16 protein-coding genes are annotated in these 16,712 nt (G+C 68.3%); 10 read left to right on the forward strand and 6 right to left on the reverse strand.

The features are described 5' to 3' along the window. Positions 1–898: ComEC/Rec2 family competence protein (locus C666_RS09420; RefSeq protein WP_004337502.1), on the forward strand; the 898-nt coding region annotated here is incomplete at its 5' end. 104 nt (positions 899–1,002) lie between these two features. Beyond that, a complete protein-coding gene (locus C666_RS09425) occupies positions 1,003–1,926 on the forward strand; it encodes an alpha/beta fold hydrolase (RefSeq protein WP_004337504.1) in 924 nt (307 codons plus the stop codon). 37 nt (positions 1,927–1,963) lie between these two features. Here C666_RS09425 and rsgA read toward each other — a convergent pair whose 3' ends face one another. Beyond that, positions 1,964–2,941: a ribosome small subunit-dependent GTPase A gene (gene rsgA / locus C666_RS09430; RefSeq protein WP_004337506.1), complete on the reverse strand. Its 978-nt coding sequence runs from the start codon at positions 2,939–2,941 to the stop codon at positions 1,964–1,966. Between the two features lie 88 nt (positions 2,942–3,029). Further along, the gene (locus tag C666_RS09435) at positions 3,030–4,304 is read right to left on the reverse strand and encodes a M48 family metallopeptidase (RefSeq protein ID WP_004337508.1); all 1,275 of its coding nucleotides are present in this window, start codon (positions 4,302–4,304) and stop codon (positions 3,030–3,032) included. A 173-nt stretch (positions 4,305–4,477) separates the two neighbouring features. On the opposite strand from C666_RS09435, the gene orn reads away from it, so the two are divergent. The 3 genes from orn to C666_RS09445 are packed head-to-tail and all read left to right on the forward strand — an operon-like array spanning position 4,478 to position 7,344. Further along, positions 4,478–5,026 (forward strand): oligoribonuclease, encoded by a 549-nt coding sequence (gene orn / locus C666_RS09440; RefSeq protein WP_004337510.1) that lies wholly within the window; start codon positions 4,478–4,480, stop codon positions 5,024–5,026. Between the two features lie 10 nt (positions 5,027–5,036). Continuing rightward, positions 5,037–5,198: a hypothetical protein gene (locus tag C666_RS20705; protein WP_004337512.1), complete on the forward strand. Its 162-nt coding sequence runs from the start codon at positions 5,037–5,039 to the stop codon at positions 5,196–5,198. Between the two features lie 16 nt (positions 5,199–5,214). Next, positions 5,215–7,344, forward strand: coding sequence for a S9 family peptidase (locus tag C666_RS09445; protein ID WP_051019905.1), 2,130 nt, complete (start codon positions 5,215–5,217; stop codon positions 7,342–7,344). Positions 7,345–7,349: 5 nt separating this feature from the next. On the opposite strand, the gene C666_RS09450 is transcribed toward C666_RS09445, so the two are convergent. The 4 genes from C666_RS09450 to rpmE all read right to left on the reverse strand — a co-directional run bounded on the left by C666_RS09450 (position 7,350) and on the right by rpmE (position 13,118). Continuing rightward, positions 7,350–8,657: an MFS transporter gene (locus C666_RS09450; RefSeq protein ID WP_004337517.1), complete on the reverse strand. Its 1,308-nt coding sequence runs from the start codon at positions 8,655–8,657 to the stop codon at positions 7,350–7,352. 83 nt (positions 8,658–8,740) lie between these two features. Then, a complete protein-coding gene (locus tag C666_RS09455; RefSeq protein WP_038000323.1) occupies positions 8,741–10,816 on the reverse strand; it encodes a TonB-dependent siderophore receptor in 2,076 nt (691 codons plus the stop codon). Between the two features lie 267 nt (positions 10,817–11,083). Then, complete coding sequence (locus C666_RS09460) at positions 11,084–12,739, reverse strand: ArnT family glycosyltransferase (protein ID WP_004337521.1); 1,656 nt, start codon at positions 12,737–12,739, stop codon at positions 11,084–11,086. 160 nt (positions 12,740–12,899) lie between these two features. Further along, positions 12,900–13,118: a 50S ribosomal protein L31 gene (rpmE, locus tag C666_RS09465; protein WP_004337523.1), complete on the reverse strand. Its 219-nt coding sequence runs from the start codon at positions 13,116–13,118 to the stop codon at positions 12,900–12,902. Between the two features lie 231 nt (positions 13,119–13,349). Here rpmE and C666_RS09470 point away from each other — a divergent pair, with 231 nt between their 5' ends. The 5 genes from C666_RS09470 to C666_RS09490 all read left to right on the forward strand — a co-directional run bounded on the left by C666_RS09470 (position 13,350) and on the right by C666_RS09490 (position 16,712). Continuing rightward, entirely contained in the window at positions 13,350–14,339 is a 990-nt protein-coding gene (locus tag C666_RS09470) for a tRNA dihydrouridine synthase (protein ID WP_004337525.1), read from the forward strand. Next, complete coding sequence (gene trmB, locus C666_RS09475) at positions 14,336–15,037, forward strand: tRNA (guanine(46)-N(7))-methyltransferase TrmB (protein ID WP_004337528.1); 702 nt, start codon at positions 14,336–14,338, stop codon at positions 15,035–15,037. The genes C666_RS09470 and trmB overlap by 4 nt, the downstream gene beginning before the upstream one ends. Before the next feature lie 58 nt (positions 15,038–15,095). Then, on the forward strand, positions 15,096–15,839 hold the full coding sequence (locus tag C666_RS09480; protein WP_004337530.1) for a YecA/YgfB family protein: 744 nt from the start codon (positions 15,096–15,098) through the stop codon (positions 15,837–15,839). Further along, a complete protein-coding gene (locus C666_RS09485) occupies positions 15,823–16,167 on the forward strand; it encodes a YkgJ family cysteine cluster protein (RefSeq protein WP_004337532.1) in 345 nt (114 codons plus the stop codon). The genes C666_RS09480 and C666_RS09485 overlap by 17 nt, the downstream gene beginning before the upstream one ends. A 155-nt stretch (positions 16,168–16,322) precedes the next feature. Continuing rightward, positions 16,323–16,712 carry a YkgJ family cysteine cluster protein gene (locus C666_RS09490; protein ID WP_004337534.1) on the forward strand — a complete coding sequence of 130 codons (390 nt, stop codon included), beginning with the start codon at positions 16,323–16,325 and terminating at the stop codon, positions 16,710–16,712.

Genomic DNA, 16,712 nt, shown 5'->3' on the forward strand with positions numbered 1-16,712 from the left:
CGGCGCATTGCTGCCGCGCGGCACGCCGGGCAGGATGGCCGCGCTCGTGGCGCTGGCGGGGTTGCTCGCATGGCCCGCGCCGCGCCCCGGAGCCGGCGCTTTCGTGGCGCGGGTGCTGGACGTCGGCCAGGGGCTGGCGGTGCACGTGCAGACCGAGAAGCATGAGCTGATGTTCGATACCGGGCCGCCCTACGGCGCGCATGCCGACGCCGGCGCCAGGGTGGTGCTGCCTTATCTGCAGGCACTGGGCGTGGTCCGGCTGGATGGGGTCGTGCTGTCGCACGATGACAGCGACCATGTCGGCGGCGCGGGCAGCATCGCGGCGGCCATGGAGGTGGACCGCTGGTGGTCGTCCGGGAAGTGGGCCCTCGCTGCGCACACCGCCGCCGCGGCGGGGCCTTGCCTGGCCGGACAGCGCTGGCGCTGGGATGGCGTGGATTTCGAGTTCCTGCATCCCGCTGCGGAGGCGCCGGAACTGGCCGGCAAGCGGCACGACAACGACCGGTCGTGCGTGCTGCGCGTCGCCAACGCCGCCGGTACGCTGTTGCTGCTGGGCGATGTGGAGACGACCGGGGAGGAGGCGATGCTGTTGCGCCACGGCGGCGAGAAGCTGGCGGCGGATGTGGTGGTGAGCGCGCACCATGGCAGCCGTTCGTCGTCGTCCCCCGCGCTGGTCGATGCGACGCTGCCGCAGGCGGTGATCCATGCCGTTGGCCACCGGAACCCTTTCGGCCACCCCCACCCCGAGGTATGGGCGCGCTGGGCAGGGGCGGGTGCCCGCAACTGGCGCACCGACAGCCAGGGCGCGGTGGAGGCGTGGTTCCCGGCCGATGCCGATGCGGGCGTGAGCTTGACGGCGCAGCGGCTGCGCGCGCCGCGCTACTGGCATGGCCGGTGACGGCACGGGCCGCGCGGCGGGCCTGCTCGCGAGCGGCCGTGAAGGCGCAGGGGCCCGGGCACGATGCTAGACTGCCCCCGAAGCGACTTCCGAGGCTAGCCGCCATGTCCCTGTTCTCCGATCTCAGCCGCGCATTCGAGCCGCCGGCCCCGCCGCGGCGCCCCGTGCATGGCGTGCGTGAGCGCCACGTTCAATGCATCGGCCCGCACGGCCTGCACCGCATGGCCTACACCGAGTGGGGCGAGGCCGACAATCCGCGCGTGGTGATCTGCGTCCATGGACTGACGCGCAACGGGCGCGATTTCGACGATCTGGCGCAGGCCCTGGCGGGCGATTACCGCGTCGTCTGCCCCGACGTGGTCGGCCGCGGGCGCAGCGACTGGCTGGGCGTCAAGGAGGACTACGGTTTTCCGCTCTACGTGTCGGACATGGTCACGCTGATCGCGCGCCTGAACGTCGAGCAGGTCGATTGGGTCGGCACCTCGATGGGCGGCATCATCGGCATGCTGATCGCCAGCCAGCCGCACGCGCCGATCCGGCGCCTGGTGCTCAACGACGTCGGACCGCTGATCACGGCGGTGTCGCTGCAGCGCATCGGGCCTTACGTCGGCCGCGCGCCGCGCTTCGCCACGATGGACGAGGCCGAGGCCTACATCCGCCAGGTCAGCGCGCCTTTCGGGCCGCTGACCGACGCACAGTGGCGCCACCTGACCCATTATTCGGTGCGTCCCGTCGGCGGGCCGGACGGCGGTTTCGCCATGGTCTACGACCCCGCGCTCGGTGACGTCTTCCGCGCCACGCCGGCGACCGAAGACATCGACATGTGGCCGGTGTACGAGCGCATCGGATGCCCGACGCTGGCCCTGCGCGGAGCGGAATCCGATCTGCTCGAACACTCGACGCTGGAGGCCATGGCCGCGCGCGGGCCGCGTGCGCAGACTGTCGAGTTCGCCGGGGTGGGGCATGCGCCGATGCTGATGGACCCCGGCCAGATCGCGGTCGTGCAGAACTTCCTGCGGGCGGTCTGAGCGTTGCCGCCGCGGCCGGTGTTCGCCCGGCGGCGCCTCACCAGCCGGGGTTGAGCCGCTTCGCCTCGGCGATCTCGGCGCGGATCGCGCGGTAGTGCTCGAAGCGGCGCGGCGCGATGCGGCCGTCGGCGAGCGCGGCGAGCAAGGCGCAGCCCGGTTCGGCTTCGTGGCGGCAATCGCGGAAACGGCACTGCCCCAGCAGCGGGCGGAATTCGACGAAACTCTCGGCCAGTTCGTCCGCGTCCAGGTGGGCAAGGCCGAACACCTGCAGACCGGGGCTGTCGATGAGCCAGCCGCCCTCGACATTCCCTGCGCTTTTCCTGACTTGCTCGCCGGCTGCCGTCGGCTCGTCCAGCGCGTACAGGCGGGCGAAGGTGGTCGTGTGCTTGCCCGAATCCAGCGCCTCGGAAATCTCGCGGGTGGCGGCCCTGGCTTCGGGGATCAGGGCATTGGTCAGCGTCGATTTGCCCATGCCGGACTGGCCGACCAGGATGGCATGCAGCCCCGCCAGGCGCTCGCGCAGCCCGGCCGCGCCTTGCAGGGCGGAGATCTCGATCACCTCGTAGCCGAGGGCGCGGAACGGCGCGAGCTGCGCGCGCGAGGCGTCCAGCCTTTCGCCCAGGTCGGCCTTGTTGAGGACGATGATCGGGGTGATGTCCTGGCTCTCCGCCGCCGCGATGCAGCGCGACACCAGCAGATCGGAGAAGCCCGGCTCGGTGGCGACGACGATCAGGATGTGGCTCAGGTTGGCCGCGATCAGTTTTTCGCGGAAGGCGTCGGAGCGCCACAGCAGGTTGTGGCGCGGGGTCAGGGCGTCGATGACCCCCTGGCCGTCGCCGCCGGGCACGACCTCGACCCGGTCACCGCAGGCGAAGCTGCTTTTCTTGCCGCGCGTGTAGCACTGCAGCAGGCCCGCCGGGGTGGCGACTTCGTAGTGCCGGCCGAAGGCGGCGACGATGAGGCCGGCGAGCGTGCCATCCTTTTCTTTGTTGCCGTGTCGTTTTTTTTGGCTCACAGAAACCCGTGATCGTGGATGTCGGTATGGCCGGCGAGCCTGCGTCCGCCGTGCATGGAGAGTATGGACGCCGCGCAGTCGGGCCGCATCATGGCTGCAGGGACTGCAGGCGGGCGATGCGTATCGCCGCGGGCGGGTGCGAATCGAAGAAGCGCGAATACAGCGGATCAGGCGTCAGCGTGGAGGCGTTGTCGCGGTAGAGCTTGACCAGCGCCGCGACGAGGTCCGACGCGCGCGTCTGCTGCGCAGCGTAGGCGTCGGCTTCGAATTCATGCACCCGCGACCAGTGGCTCATCAAGGGCCCCAGCGGAAAGATGAAGGCCGGCAGCGCCAGGAAGAACAGGGCGAGCGCGGTGGCGGTGTCGGTCGCCCCGACGCCCAGGCCGGCGAAGAACCAGGACTGCCCGCTCAGCCAGCCGAGCAAGGCCAGCAGCGCGAGGCTGGCGGGGGCGAGAACGGCGAGGCGCTTGACGATGTGGCGGTGGCGGAAGTGCCCCAGTTCGTGCGCCAGCACCGCCTCGACCTCGTCGGCGTCGAGCTTGTCGAGCAGGGTGTCGAAGAACACGATACGCTTGGATGCGCCGAAGCCGGTGAAATAGGCGTTGCCGTGGGCCGAGCGGCGCGAGCCGTCCATGACGAACAGGCCCTGCGACCTGAAGCCGCAGCGCGCGAGCAGGCCTTCGACCCGGGCCTTCAGCGCTTCGTCGGCAAGCGGCGTGAAACGGTTGAACAGCGGTGCGATGAAAGTCGGCCATACCAGCATCACGAGCAGGTTGAAGGCCATCCAGAAAACCCACACCCACAGCCACCATAGGCCGCCCATGGCCGATGCCAGCCACAGCAGCACGGCCAGCAGCGGCAGGCCGATGGCGGCTGCCAGCACGATCTCGCGCGCGGCGTCGGCGGCGAACAGCGCCGGCGTCATGCGGTTGAAGCCGAAGCGCTTTTCGATGATGAAGGTGCGTAGCAGCACGAAGGGCAGGTCCACCAGCCAGCCCAGCGCACCCAGGGTGGCGAGCAGGGCGACGCCGTGGGCGATGCCGCCGGGCGCAAACACGGCCGACCATGCATCGTGGATCGCCTGCAGGCCGCCGCCCAGCGTCAGCAGCAGCACGAACGACGCGTTCACGGTGATCTCGGCCATCGTCAAGCGCATGCGCGCGGCGGTGTAGTCGGCCGCGCGCTGGTGGGCGGCAAGCGTGATCGATGCGGCGAAGGCTTGCGGCACGCTGCCGCGGCAGGCCCGTACGTGGCGAATCTGGCGATGCATCAGTCCTGCCCTGACGAAGAGGCTCAGCAGCAGCAGCGTGACGAAAAGCGCGGCAAGGCCGCTGGCGAAGGATGAGGCGGTGTCGGCGTGCATGGAGCGGTCGTCGGGGTGGGCGTTTCGGGGCTGCCTGCGGCGCGGCATGGCGGGAGCGGCAGTGCAGCGGGCTGCGGCCGCCGGCCCCGGCCCGCGCCGAATGCCGGCGTGTTCTGTGACACAATCCCGCCTTCGAATGTTTCGCATGAATACGTCAGAAAGGCGCACCGATTATGGCACAGGACCCGAAAACCCTGATATGGCTGGACATGGAGATGAGCGGCCTGGAACCGGACCGGGACCGTATCATCGAAATCGCCATCGTTCTGACCGATGAGAGGCTCGAGACCATTGCCGAGGCGCCGGTGATCACCGTGCACCAGCCCGACGCGGTGCTGAACGCGATGGACGACTGGAACAAGAACACGCACGGCAAATCGGGCCTGATCGACCGTGTGCGCGCCTCGACGGTATCCGAGGCCGAAGCGGAGGCACGCATGCTCGCGTTCCTGAAGGAGTGGGTGCCGGCGCGCACCTCGCCGATGTGCGGCAACTCGGTATGCCAGGACCGCCGCTTCCTCGCGCGCTGGATGCCGCAGTTCGAGGCATGGTTCCACTACCGCAACCTCGACGTGTCGACGCTGAAGGAACTGGCCAGGCGTTGGCGGCCGGAAGTGTATGCCGGCGTGAAGAAAGCCGGCGCGCATACCGCGCTGGCCGACATCCAGGAGTCGATCGCGGAACTGCGGCATTACCGCGACACTTTCCTGCGGCTGGACTGAAAGCCTGGGCGTGAAGCACCGTTTCGGCATCATCGTGGATGGGGGGCGGCGTTTCTGGTGCCGCCACCGTCGCCTGATCCTGATCCTGATCGCGGTCAGCCTGTTCTTTTCAGTGCTGGGGTACTTCGCCGCACCGGTCGCGCTGCCGGGAATGTGCATGGTTTATGGGTGAGTGGAGCGATCCGGTCATGTCTCTTGCCTCGTCATCTGGGCCCGTAGTTCCCTGGCCCGAAATTTCTCCGCCACGGGCGCCGCGTGAGGAGCATGAGATCCGGCAGCTCGGGCGCACGCGCATCGACGCCTATGCCTGGATGAAATTCATCCCGCAGTCCGGCTCGCGCACCTTGGAGCAGTTGCCCGCGCCGCTGCGCGAACACCTGGAAGCCGAGATGGGCTATGCGCGGGAGGTGCTGCGTCCGCTGGCGCCCGGCATCGAGGAGTTTCGCGCCCGCATGGCGGCCAGGGCGCCCGAGATCAGCGAACCGCTGCCCACCTCGGACAGGGGCTGGCGCTACCGTTTCGAACTTCCCGCCGGCCGTTCGCACCGCGTCTTTTCCCGCGTGGGGCCGGACGGGCAAGAACAGCTGCTCTTCGACGAGGCCGAGCGCGCGAGCGGCCACGCCTACTACCGCGCCACCGGCCACCAGCACAGCCCGGACGACCGCTACTTCGCCTGGGCGGAGGACGTGGTGGGCGACGATCGCCACCGCATCTGCCTGCTCGACCTGGACAGCGGCATCGTCCGCACCGTGGTGCTGACCGATGCGTTCGGCTATGGCGGCTTCACCTTCTCGCCCTCATCGTGTCATCTGTTCTGGATCTGGCGCGATGCGCACAGCCGCCCGGCGCGCCTGTATCGCTCGCCCGTCGAGGGCGGCGAAGCGGTGCTGGTGTACGAGGAGCATGATCCCGCCATCTTCATGCAGGTGGCCCGCACGGCCGCCGACGGCTTCGTCGCGCTGACGCTCGGCGGCCCCGATGTGAGCGAGATCCGGCTGATCGCCGCCGATACCGAAACCGCGCTGGCGCGCATCGTGCGGCCGCGCCAGCGCGGCATCCGTTACGAAGTGGATGAGTGGGGTGATGCGCTGCTGATGCTGACGGACGCCGACGGGGCCATCGACGGCAAGCTGCTGTGCCTCGACCCGGTGACCTTCGCCGTCCGGCGCGAACTGGTGCCGCACCGTGCCGGCGTGCCGATCCTTGCCGTTCTGCCCTTCGCCGACGCACTGGTACGGCTCGAACGCGCCGAGGGGCTGCACCGTCTGGTGCTGATGCATCCCGATGGACAGGAATTGACGGTCGCCTTCGACGAACCGGCCTACGCCATCGAACTCGCCCCCGCCCAGCGCCACGAAGCCCGGCAGGTGCGCATCGTGCATCAGACACCGGCCAGCCCGCTGCGCTGGATCGACGTGGGCCTTGCCGACGGGAAATGCACCGTCGTCGGGCAGGAGCGCCTGAGCGGTTTCGACCCCGCGGCGTACCGGGTCGAGCGTCTGCACGCGCGCGCAGACGATGGGGAAACCATCCCCATCACGGTGCTTTCCCGCCGGGATGCGAGTGTCGATACGCCGCTGCCGCTGCTGCTCACGGGGTATGGCGCCTATGGCATCTCCAGCGAGCCGCGTTTTTCCCTGCCCGCGACCGTGCTGGTCGACGCCGGGTTCCGCTATGCCATCGCGCACGTGCGCGGCGGCGCGGAAAAAGGCCGGCGCTGGTATCGGGACGGGTGCCGCATGAACAAGCGCAACTCGATGACCGATTTCATCGCCTGCGCACGGCACCTGCGGGAGATCGGCTATGCCGCGCCCGGCGGAATCGTGGCCCAGGGCGTGTCGGCGGGCGGGCTGCTGGTGTGCGGGGCCATGAACATGGCGCCGCAGCTGTGGGCCGGCGTGATCGCGCAGGTGCCTTTCGTCGACATGCTCAACACCATGAGCGATGCCGACCACCCGCTGGTGCCGCTGCTGCGTCCGGATTGGGGCGATCCGCTCGCCGATCCCCTGGCCTACGACTACATCGCCGGCATCTCGCCCTATGAGAACGTGCAGCCGGCGGCCTACCCGCCGGTGCTGTGCACCGCCGGTTTGAAGGATGACCGCGTGCCTTACTGGGAGCCGGCGAAACTGGTGGCGAACATCCGCCATCATGCCACCGGCGGCAATCCGGCCGTGCTGGTGCTGAATCCGGACAGCGGCCACCAGCAGAACGACGACCTGGACAGCGAGTTCGCCCAGGCGGCGCTGTTGTGGGCCTTCGCGCAGCACTGTGTGGAATCGCGTGGCAGCGGCGTGAAGGAGGATGGCCTGCGCTGATCTGCTCAGGCCGGCTGGCCGGCGAGCATCGCCCGCTCCCTGCGCGTCCGCGCGAACGACCGCATCGCGCAGAAAGCCGACACCGCGAGCGCAGGGACTGCAACGGCGGTGATCGCATTCAGCATGTGCCGCTCGAACATCCAGTCCGACAGCGTGCCGGCCAGCAAAGGGCCGGCGGCGCTGAAAACCGAGACGACGAAGCTCCATACCGCAAAGCAGCGCGCCCTCAGCGTGGCCGGCGCCAGATCCTGCAGCATGGTGGGCACCAGCGCATTGGCGACGCAGGTGACGAACAGGAACAGCCCCACGACCAGGAAGGCATGGTCGAGCGTGCGCGTGGAAACCAGCAGCAGGACCACCGGCGCGGCGGCCAGCGCGCACGTGCCCATGATCAACGGGCGCACCGCCCGCCCGAAGCGCCGGCCCAGCATGCGGTCCAGCAATCCGGCGACGGGCAGGCAGCCCACGGTGGTGATCAGGACGATGACGCCCAGGGCCTGGCCGATGTCGCCGGGCAGCGCATCGAAGCGCCGTTCGAGGGCCAGTGCGATCAACTGGTTGAGCGCCTGCACCGCGATCATCAGACAGCCTGCCACGCCGACGAACAGGCCGATGGCCTGCCAGCGCTGGCGCAGGAAAAGCCGCAGCGACGCGGGGGCCGTGTGGCCTGCCGGCCCGAGGCGCCGGGGCGGGTCGGCCGTCAGCATGCCGAGCAGCAGCAAGGGCACACCGGCCATGGACAGCAGCAGGAAGGCCTTGCGCCACGGCGCCATGGCCCAGGGAAACAGATCGGCCGCGGTGGCAAGAATGGCGCCGCCGAAATAGAATCCGCCGCTGGCCCCGGCCGCCATCAGCGCGGCAAAGCTCAGGTTGGCCGCCACGCGGTGCCGCTCCGGGGCGAGATCGGGAATCATCGAGTAGACCAGCGGCACCATGGCGAACTCGGTGATGCCGGCCGCCGAGCGTCCGATGAAGAACAGCGGGAAATTGGGCGCGAGCGCGCTCAGCACCATCATCGCGGTCGATGCTAGGATCAGGCACAGCAGCACCCGCTTGCGCGAGAAACGATCCGCGAAACGCGCCAGCGGCACGGCCAGCGCACTGCCGACCAGCACGCCCGCCAGCCCTTGCAGTGCGCCCAGGGTGGCATCGCCGACGCCGAAGCTGTTCTGGATGGCGGAGAGCGAGATGGCCTGCAGGCCCATGTCGCTCATCTGCACGCCGGCGGTGATGCCCAGCAACGCAACCGTGAATAGCGCCTGGAGCGTCCACGCCGAGGAGGCGTGGACGCCGTGGTCATGCGCGTTCGTCATCGTGCCGTCGTCTGCCGGGTGCCGCATCCGTGAGCCGGACTGCCGTGCTCAGAGCGGCCTCCGGGACATGCCGGCCGCCCGGATCACTGCCACTGGTATTGAAGCTGCACATCCACCGTCCGTTCGTTGCCGTAGTAGCAGTAGAAATCGCAGCCGCTGACGTATTTCTTGTCGGTCAGGTTGCGGGCGTTGAGCTGCACGGCCCAGGCACGGTCGATCTGGTAGCGCGCCATGAAGTCGAGCAGGGTGTAGCTGTCGATGCGCTCGCCCGGATAGTAGCGTTCGTCCTCGGTCGAGCCGTTGTAGCGCGCACCGGCGGCCAGCGTCAGTCCCTGGCTGTTGGGCAGTTCGAGACGGTGGCTGACCCACAGGCTGGCCTGGTGCTTGGGCAGCAACGGCGTGCGGATGGTCTGGGTGTCGGTGACGTCCTGGCGCGAATGGTTGTGGGTGTAGGACAGCTTGAGTGCGGTGTTCGGCGCCAGATTGAAATCGCCTTCCAGCTCCACGCCCTTGTTGGTGCGCTTGCCGGTCTGCGTCTGGATGTTGGAGGCGTCCGACACCAGCGCGTTCTTTTCCTCGACGTCGAAATAGGCCAGCGTGATGGTGCCGTCCAGCCAGGCGGGTTGCAGCTTGACGCCCACTTCGGTCTGCTGTCCCTCATAAGGCCGGTAGGCCTTGCCGTAGCCGTCTGCGCCTGCAACCGGCTTGAACGATTCGGAATAGCTGACGTAAGGCGAGATGCCGTTGTCGCCGATGTACATGGCACCGACGTTCACGCTGTTCTTGCTTTCGTCGTAGCTGGCGTCGGCATTGTTGACGCGGCCGTCGTTCTTGACGCGGTCGTGGCGCAGGCCGGCATTGAAGTTCCAGTTCGCGCCGAGCCGGAGCTGGGCGGAAGCATAGATGCCGAGCTGCTTCGAATCGAGGTCGTACGGGGTGCCATCCACGGTGAACGGCTGGCCATGGACCGGCGCGAACATGTCCAGGTTCGGCACGTAGCCAAAGCCGTTGTTGCGTCCGGAAGTGTCGGATTTCAGATAGTCGATGCCGAAGGTGGGCAGGATCTCCACGCTCTCGCCCAGGCGCAGGTGGCCGCTGATGCGGTTGTCGATGTAGTGGGTCTTGGTCTTGCCGTCGGTGAAGGAGTAGCCGCGCAGCAGTTCGCGGTTGCCGTCCGAGCTCCAGGCGAACACGTTGAGCTGATCGAGATCCAGGTGGGAGAACTTGTAGTTCTGCGTGAACGTCCAGTCATTGGCGAACGTGTGGCTGAACAACCAGCCGGCGTTGATCTGGGTGCGGTCGAGCTTGTCGGCATCGGGCTCGCCGACATGGGTGCGTCGGTCGATGCGGCCGTAGGGGGTCTTGATGATGGTGCCGTAAGCCGGCAGGAAGCCGTTGGTCGGGTGCCCATCCTCGCGCTGGATGCTGCCCAGCAGCGTCAGCGTGGTACGGTCGCTGAAGTCGATGCTCACGCTTGGGGCCAGGTAATGGCTCTTCATGTCCGTGCCGCGCTGCATGCCGTCTTCGCGGCGGGTCTGCGCGACGATGCGGTAATAGACCGAGCCGTCTTCGTTGGCCAGCCCGTTGTAGTCGGCGCTGATGCCGCGGCGATCGCGCGTGCCGACTTCCGCATTCAGTTGCAGCGATTCTTTCTTGTGCGGGCGCTTGGTGATGAGGTTGACCACGCCGCCCGCCTCGGATGCACCGAACACCAGGGCATTGGGCCCTTTCAGCACTTCGACCGATTCGACGCCGAAGATCTCGGGCTTCCAGACGAAGAAGCCGTTCGGCGTGGTCGGCGTGCCGTCCAGCATGGTGGAGGCATCGAAACCGCGGATCTTGAACCATTCCACCTTGTTGTCGCCGCCGAAGGGCTCGCTGAGGATGCCGGCCTGGTACTGCAGCGCCTGGTCGAGCTTGCGCGCGCCTTGTGTTTCGATGGCCTGCCGGTCGATCACCGCGCTGGAGTTGGGGGCATAGAAATCCAGGCTCTGCAGCTCGTCGACAGAGCCGACCACGGTCACCGCCTGAAGCGTCTGTGTTCCGTTGCTTGCAGAGGCCGCATCGAGGCCTTGCGCATGGGCCGGCGCCGCCAGGCCCATGATCCCGGCCGTTGAGAGGGCAGTCCACACTCCGGATGGATAGGTCAGTTTACGCATGTTTTTCCTGCCAGCAGTCGATTTGGGGGAGACCGGGGCGCCGAACCCCGACTCATGGGCGTCGCATTTCCGGGCCTTGCGTTTCCGTCCTGCGAGGGTGCTGATTCTATATGTGACCAAGAATCATTTCCAAATGAAAACGCAATATCCGCTCGAACCGCCGAATTTGCACCCCCGTTTACCGCGTAAGGGCTACCGCTGAAGCACCCGGCGGCCGGCCCAAGCCAGGCCCGGCCACCGGAAACTGCCTGTGGATGCTTCCTGGGTTCAGGGCAGTTCGCGCCTCAACAGCGTGAAGCGTTCCGCGCGCCGGCCGGCGCCGCGCTGGAATTCCCACACCGTCTTCCATTCGGGCGCAAGCTGGGTCGACGGTGGTTCGTCGTTCATGACCAGCAGCAGCGGGCAGGGCGTGATGTCGTCGACGATGGGCTCGGTGCGCAGGCCGCTGAAGTAGTCGAGCGAGCTCCGCACGTGTCCGGGCAGCCCGGCGGTGGCGATGCAGGCGCCGGGGCTGGTTTCCCTTTCTCCGGCGACAGCGATCTCGAGCGAGCGGGCGGCTTCGCGGTAGCTGCGGCCGTTGTCGAACCAGGGCATCAGCAGTACCACTGCGAGGCACCACAGCATGGTCAGGCCGATGGCCCAGTTGGCCGGCGCGCGCGAGCTGGAACGGGGCAGTTTCCACAGCAGCGCGATCCAGACGAGGCTGATCGCGGCACCGAGCACCGCCTGGAAGACGGGGTCGGGCAGGACGAAATCGGGCGCATTGCGGGCGACGTGGCGCGCAAGTCCGGGCGGCCAGCCCGCGGACTGGGCCGACCAGGCGAGCCAGACGAGGATGCCGAACACCGCGAGGCTCATCAGCGAGAACCAGTCGAGCGCATTGGCTGCGCCGCGCCGCAGACTGGGCACGCCGCCCGCCGCGAGCAGCGCCATCGCGGGCAGGATGGGCAGCGCGGCGGCTTGTGAAAGGTCGCCGGCGATGACGAACAGCGCGATCATCAGCAGGGCGCTCAGCCCCGGCAGCAGCCAGCGCAGATCGCCCAGTGTGCGCCGTCCACGCCACAGGCTCCACAGGGCGATGGGCCACAGTGGCCAGGTGAACCAGCCGAACAGTTCGAGCCCGCGCGTGATCTCGCCGGGGGACAGGGGCGGACCGTCGAAGCGCGCCCATTCGGCACGCAGCCACAGGCTCAGCAGTTCGGGCTGATGCAGGTGGACGGCCAGCGGCCACAGCGCGGACAGGGTGAGGGCGAGGCAAAGGCCGAGCAGCAGGGCGCCGCTGGCGCGCGGGTTGCGGCAGTCGCTGCTGAGCAGCATGACCAGCGGAAACAGCGGGGCGGTCAGCAGCAGCCCGCTCAGCCCGGTGGCCAGGAAGGCCAGCGCGCTGCCCAGGCCTGCGAGCAGGGCGCCGGCCAGCGGCCGCTGCGGTACTTGCGCCAGGCCGCGCAACGTGAGCGCGATCATCGCCAGCAGGGCCAGCAGCGGCTGGGTTTCATGGGCATGCAGCACCAGGCCGAGCGAGCCCATCGTCAGCAGCGCCCCGGGCGTGCGCGCCGGGCGGCCGTACAGGGCTTCGGCGGTGCGGGCGGAGAAATACACGCCCAGCGCGACGAATACCGCGCTCGCAAGGCGGGCGCCTTCATGCAGCGCGAGGAAGCTGCTGCTCGCCCAGGCGAGCAGCGCGCCAGTCCAGTAGTACAGCGGCGGATAGTCGGCGAGGGCTTCGCCGGCCAGCATCGGGAACAGCCAGCCTTCGCCGTTCAGCATGCTCAGGATCGGGCCGAAGTAGCGGGCGTCGTCGCCGCGCCAGGGATCGTGCCCGGCCAGGCCGACGAGCAGGTAGAGGCCGACCAGCAGCGTGATGCCGACCGTGCCGTAGATGCGGCGTTGCAGCAGGGAAGGCGTTTCGGGTTCTCGGGTCATGCGCGCATTGTGGGGCGGAGCGCCCTGTCAGGCAAAGGCCGCCGGAAGGGGGGCGGCAGGCAGGCGATCGGAGGGAGGCTGGAAAAGAAAAAAGGCAGCCGCAGCTGCCTTTCTCGCGATGTGCCACATGGCGGGCACCTTTCCGGCTGCGCGGCTGGAATCAGCTTGCGCGCTGGACGTTGCCGTATTTCTGGCGGAAACGCTCGACGCGGCCGGCGGTGTCGACGATCTTCTGCTTGCCGGTATAGAACGGGTGGCAGGCGGAGCACACTTCGACGTGGTACTGGGGCTTGCCGATGGTGGAGCGGGTGGTGAAGGTGTTGCCGCAGGAGCAGGTCACATTCACGTCTGCGTATTTCGGATGGATGTCCGCTTTCATTTGTTTTCCTGATTCAAGCGGGCGGCGGTTGTGACCGCCCTGATTGGTAAAGAGGCAAGATTATCCGCGAGTGCGCGATCGCTGGCAAGCAGGAAATCTGTTTGCAGGCAGGGCTGGATTACAATCGCGCTCTTCTGCGCGGCATCGTGCCCCGTTCGCCGTACCGGGGTGGGCGCCGCGGCCATGAATCCTTCACGGTACCTCTGTAACCCATTTCAAGGAAGTTCCGGCTTGCGCCTGCTGCTTGCCCCGATGGAGGGCCTGCTCGACGATGTTCTGCGCGGCGCGCTGACCGCGTCGGGCGGCTATGACCATGCGGTGACCGAATTCGCCAGGGTGTCCGGTACCTTGCTGCCCGAGCGCTTCTTCCGCCGCATCGCGCCGGAGTTGCGCCGCGGTAGCCGTACCGAGGGCGGGACGCCGGTGCATGTGCAACTGCTCGGTTCCGACCCGGCCTGCATGCATGACAACGCCGGCCGCCTGGCGGGGCTTGCGCCGGCGGGCGTCGACCTCAACTTCGGCTGCCCGGCGCCGACGGTGAATCGCCATCGCGGCGGGGCAGCCCTGCTCGACGAACCCGAACTGCTGAACCGGATCGCCGCCGCGGTGCGCCGGGCCCTGCCGGCGTCGATTCCGCTGAGCGCCAAGATGCGCCTCGGCATCGACGATGCCGGGCGTGCCATCGAATGCGCACAGGCCCTGGGCGAGGGAGGCGCGGGCAGCCTGGTCGTGCATGCGCGCACCCGGGCCGACGGCTATCGGCCGCCCGCGCACTGGGAGTGGGTCGCGCGTATCGACGGTGCGGTGGCGGTACCGGTGGTCGCCAATGGCGAGGTCTGGTCCGCGACCGACTGGCGGCGCTGCCGGGCGGTGTCCGGCGTGGATGACGTGATGCTCGGCCGCGGTGCGGTGGCCGATCCTTTTCTTGCCGCGCGGATCCGGGCCGGCCGCTTCGAGGAGCCCGATGCGGCCGAGCGCGCGTGCGAATGGGCGCAGCTGCTGCCGGTGATCGCGGCCTTCGGCGACCGTGTGAAACGCAAGGTCGAGGCGCGCCATGCTCCCGGCAGGATCAAGCAGTGGCTGCACCTGTTGGCACGCAACTATCCGCAGGCGCGGAAACTGTTCGCAGCCATCCGCAGCCTGCGCACGCTGGCCGAGGTTGAGCGCGCACTGGCTTTCCATGGCGTGCCCGTCGCCGCCAATCCATCGAGCATCGCATGAGCTACGCCAACTCCCGCATTCCGCAAAGCGCCCAGTGCGGCGTCCATGAACGCCTCGAAGCGCTGGTGCGCAAGCATCTCGCCGAGCCTTTCCTCAAGCCGGTCGCACCATACAACCGCGAAGCCCTCGACCTCAGCCTGGCGGGCTGGGACGGCGAGGCGCCGCTGATCCTGGACGCGGGCTGCGGCGTCGGCCACAGCACCATCCAGATCGCGCGCGCCTACCCCGGGCATTGGGTGATCGGGGTCGACCAGTCGCAGGACCGGTTGGCGCGCAGGAAGCCGTATCCGGACGCGCTGATGCCGCGCAACCTGGTGTTCGTCCGCGCCGACCTGGTCGACTACTGGCGCCTGCTCGACGAGGCCGGGCTGCGGCTGGCGCGGCACTACATCCTGTATCCGAACCCCTGGCCCAAGATCGGGCATCTCGCCCGGCGCTGGCATGCGCATCCGGTGTTCCCCTTCATCGCGCGCCTGGGCGGCATCCTGGAATGCCGCAGCAACTGGGATGTCTACATCCGGGAGATGGCGGCGGCGCTGTCGCTCGCGCTCGGCCGTGAGGTGGCGTGGGAGACCTTCGCCGCCGAGCTCCCCATCAGCCCGTTCGAGCGCAAGTACCGCGATTCCGGCCAGGCCCTGTATCGGCTCGAGGCCGACCTCCGGGACGAAGCGGCCGCAGCCGCGGCCGCCGATCGATGATTCGCTTGCCGTCCGGCCTGGCTTCGGCCACCCTTGCACCCATTTCCGGAGAACTGCCATGACCGAGCCCATCCCCCAGCAGGACAATCCTTACCTGATGAGCGACGACGACTTCGAGGCGCTCGAAGAGGTGCTGACCTCCGACATCGTTCCCGAGGATTGCATGGACCTCGAGATGCTCGACGGCTTCCTGGCCGGCGTGCTGATCTCGCCGCGGCCGATTCCCGCCGAGCGCTGGCTGCCCGATGTCTGGTCCGCGCACGGTGAGGAGGCCAGCTTCAGCGGCGGGCGCGGGCTGCAGCATGCGATTCGCCTGGTCAAGGCCTACCACAACGAAATGGTGACCACGCTGGGCCTCGACGAGGAAGAGGAAGCGTGCTGGGAGCCGTTCTGCTTCGCCATTGCCGAGGGCGACACGCTGAAGATCGGCGACGAGTGGCTGGAAGGCTTCGCCCAGGGGCTGGACCTGTGGCCGCAGGGCTGGGAAGAAGGGCTGGACGAGGATGTGGTCGCCGCGGTGACGGAGACGCTGGACGAAGTGCTGGCGCCCTGGGGCGAGGAGTCCGCGGCCGGCGCCGACGAGGAAACCCGCCTGCGCTGGCTGGGCGCACTGGGCGAGGCGGTCAACGACATCTATGCGCATTGGCGCGATGTCGGCCTGCCGCCGCCGCCGCTGCTCGAAGCCGATGCGCCGCGTGCCCCGGCGGCCACCGGCCCCGGCCGCAACGACCCCTGCCCCTGCGGCAGCGGCAAGAAATTCAAGAAGTGCTGCGGCGCGCTCGACGATGGCGGGGCGGCCTGACGACCACTGCACGCGTTGCGGCGCGTGCTGTGCCGCGTTTCGCGTCGATTTCCACCATTCCGAACTGGAGAGCAGGGCGCCGGGGGGCATTCCCGACCGGCTGACGGTGTCGGTCACGGCCACGCTGGTGCGCATGCGCGGCACCGATGCCGCGCCGCCACGCTGCGTGGCGCTGGCCGGCGAGATCGGCTCGGCGGTGCGCTGCACGCTGTATGCGAGCCGTCCCTCGCCGTGCAGGGATTTCGCGCCCTATGCGGCCCTGGGCATCGGCGAGGATGGGTGCGACCGGGCGCGTGTCCGGCATGGGCTGGCGCCGCTCGGCGGCTGATCGCGGCAAGAGATCGAATTTCTCCAAATATTTTCGCCAAGCTATTGATGAAAAAGGGCTTTTGAAGGGGTTGCAGGCGCTTTTCGCGGCGCTAGAATGCGCGCCTGCCCCGAACCGGCAGGCCCGAACCTGCAACCCGTCGCCGAAAGCCCGCCATGGAAGACCCGAACCCGTGCATCACCTGCGGCATCTGCTGTACGTATTTCCGCATTTCGTTCTACTGGGCCGAGGCCGACGATGCGCCGGGGGGCTTCGTGCCGGCCGGCATGACCGAGAAGCTCAACCACACGATGCGCTGCATGAAGGGCAGCAACGAAGTGCCGCGGCGCTGCTCGGCATTGTCGGGCACGGTGGGCGAGCAGGTGGCCTGTACGATCTACGACAAGCGGCCCACGCCCTGCCGCGAGTTTCCGGTCTATTTCGACGACGGCCGGCCGAACCCGAAGTGCGATGAATTGCGCGCCACGGTCGGCCTGCCGCCGCTGCCGAACGCGCCGGTGCCGAATTCGCCATCGCCGCATACGCCGTTGCCGAACGCCGCCTGA

The sequence above is a fragment of the Thauera linaloolentis 47Lol = DSM 12138 genome (genome assembly GCF_000310205.1).
In the GTDB taxonomy this organism is placed as follows: domain Bacteria; phylum Pseudomonadota; class Gammaproteobacteria; order Burkholderiales; family Rhodocyclaceae; genus Thauera; species Thauera linaloolentis.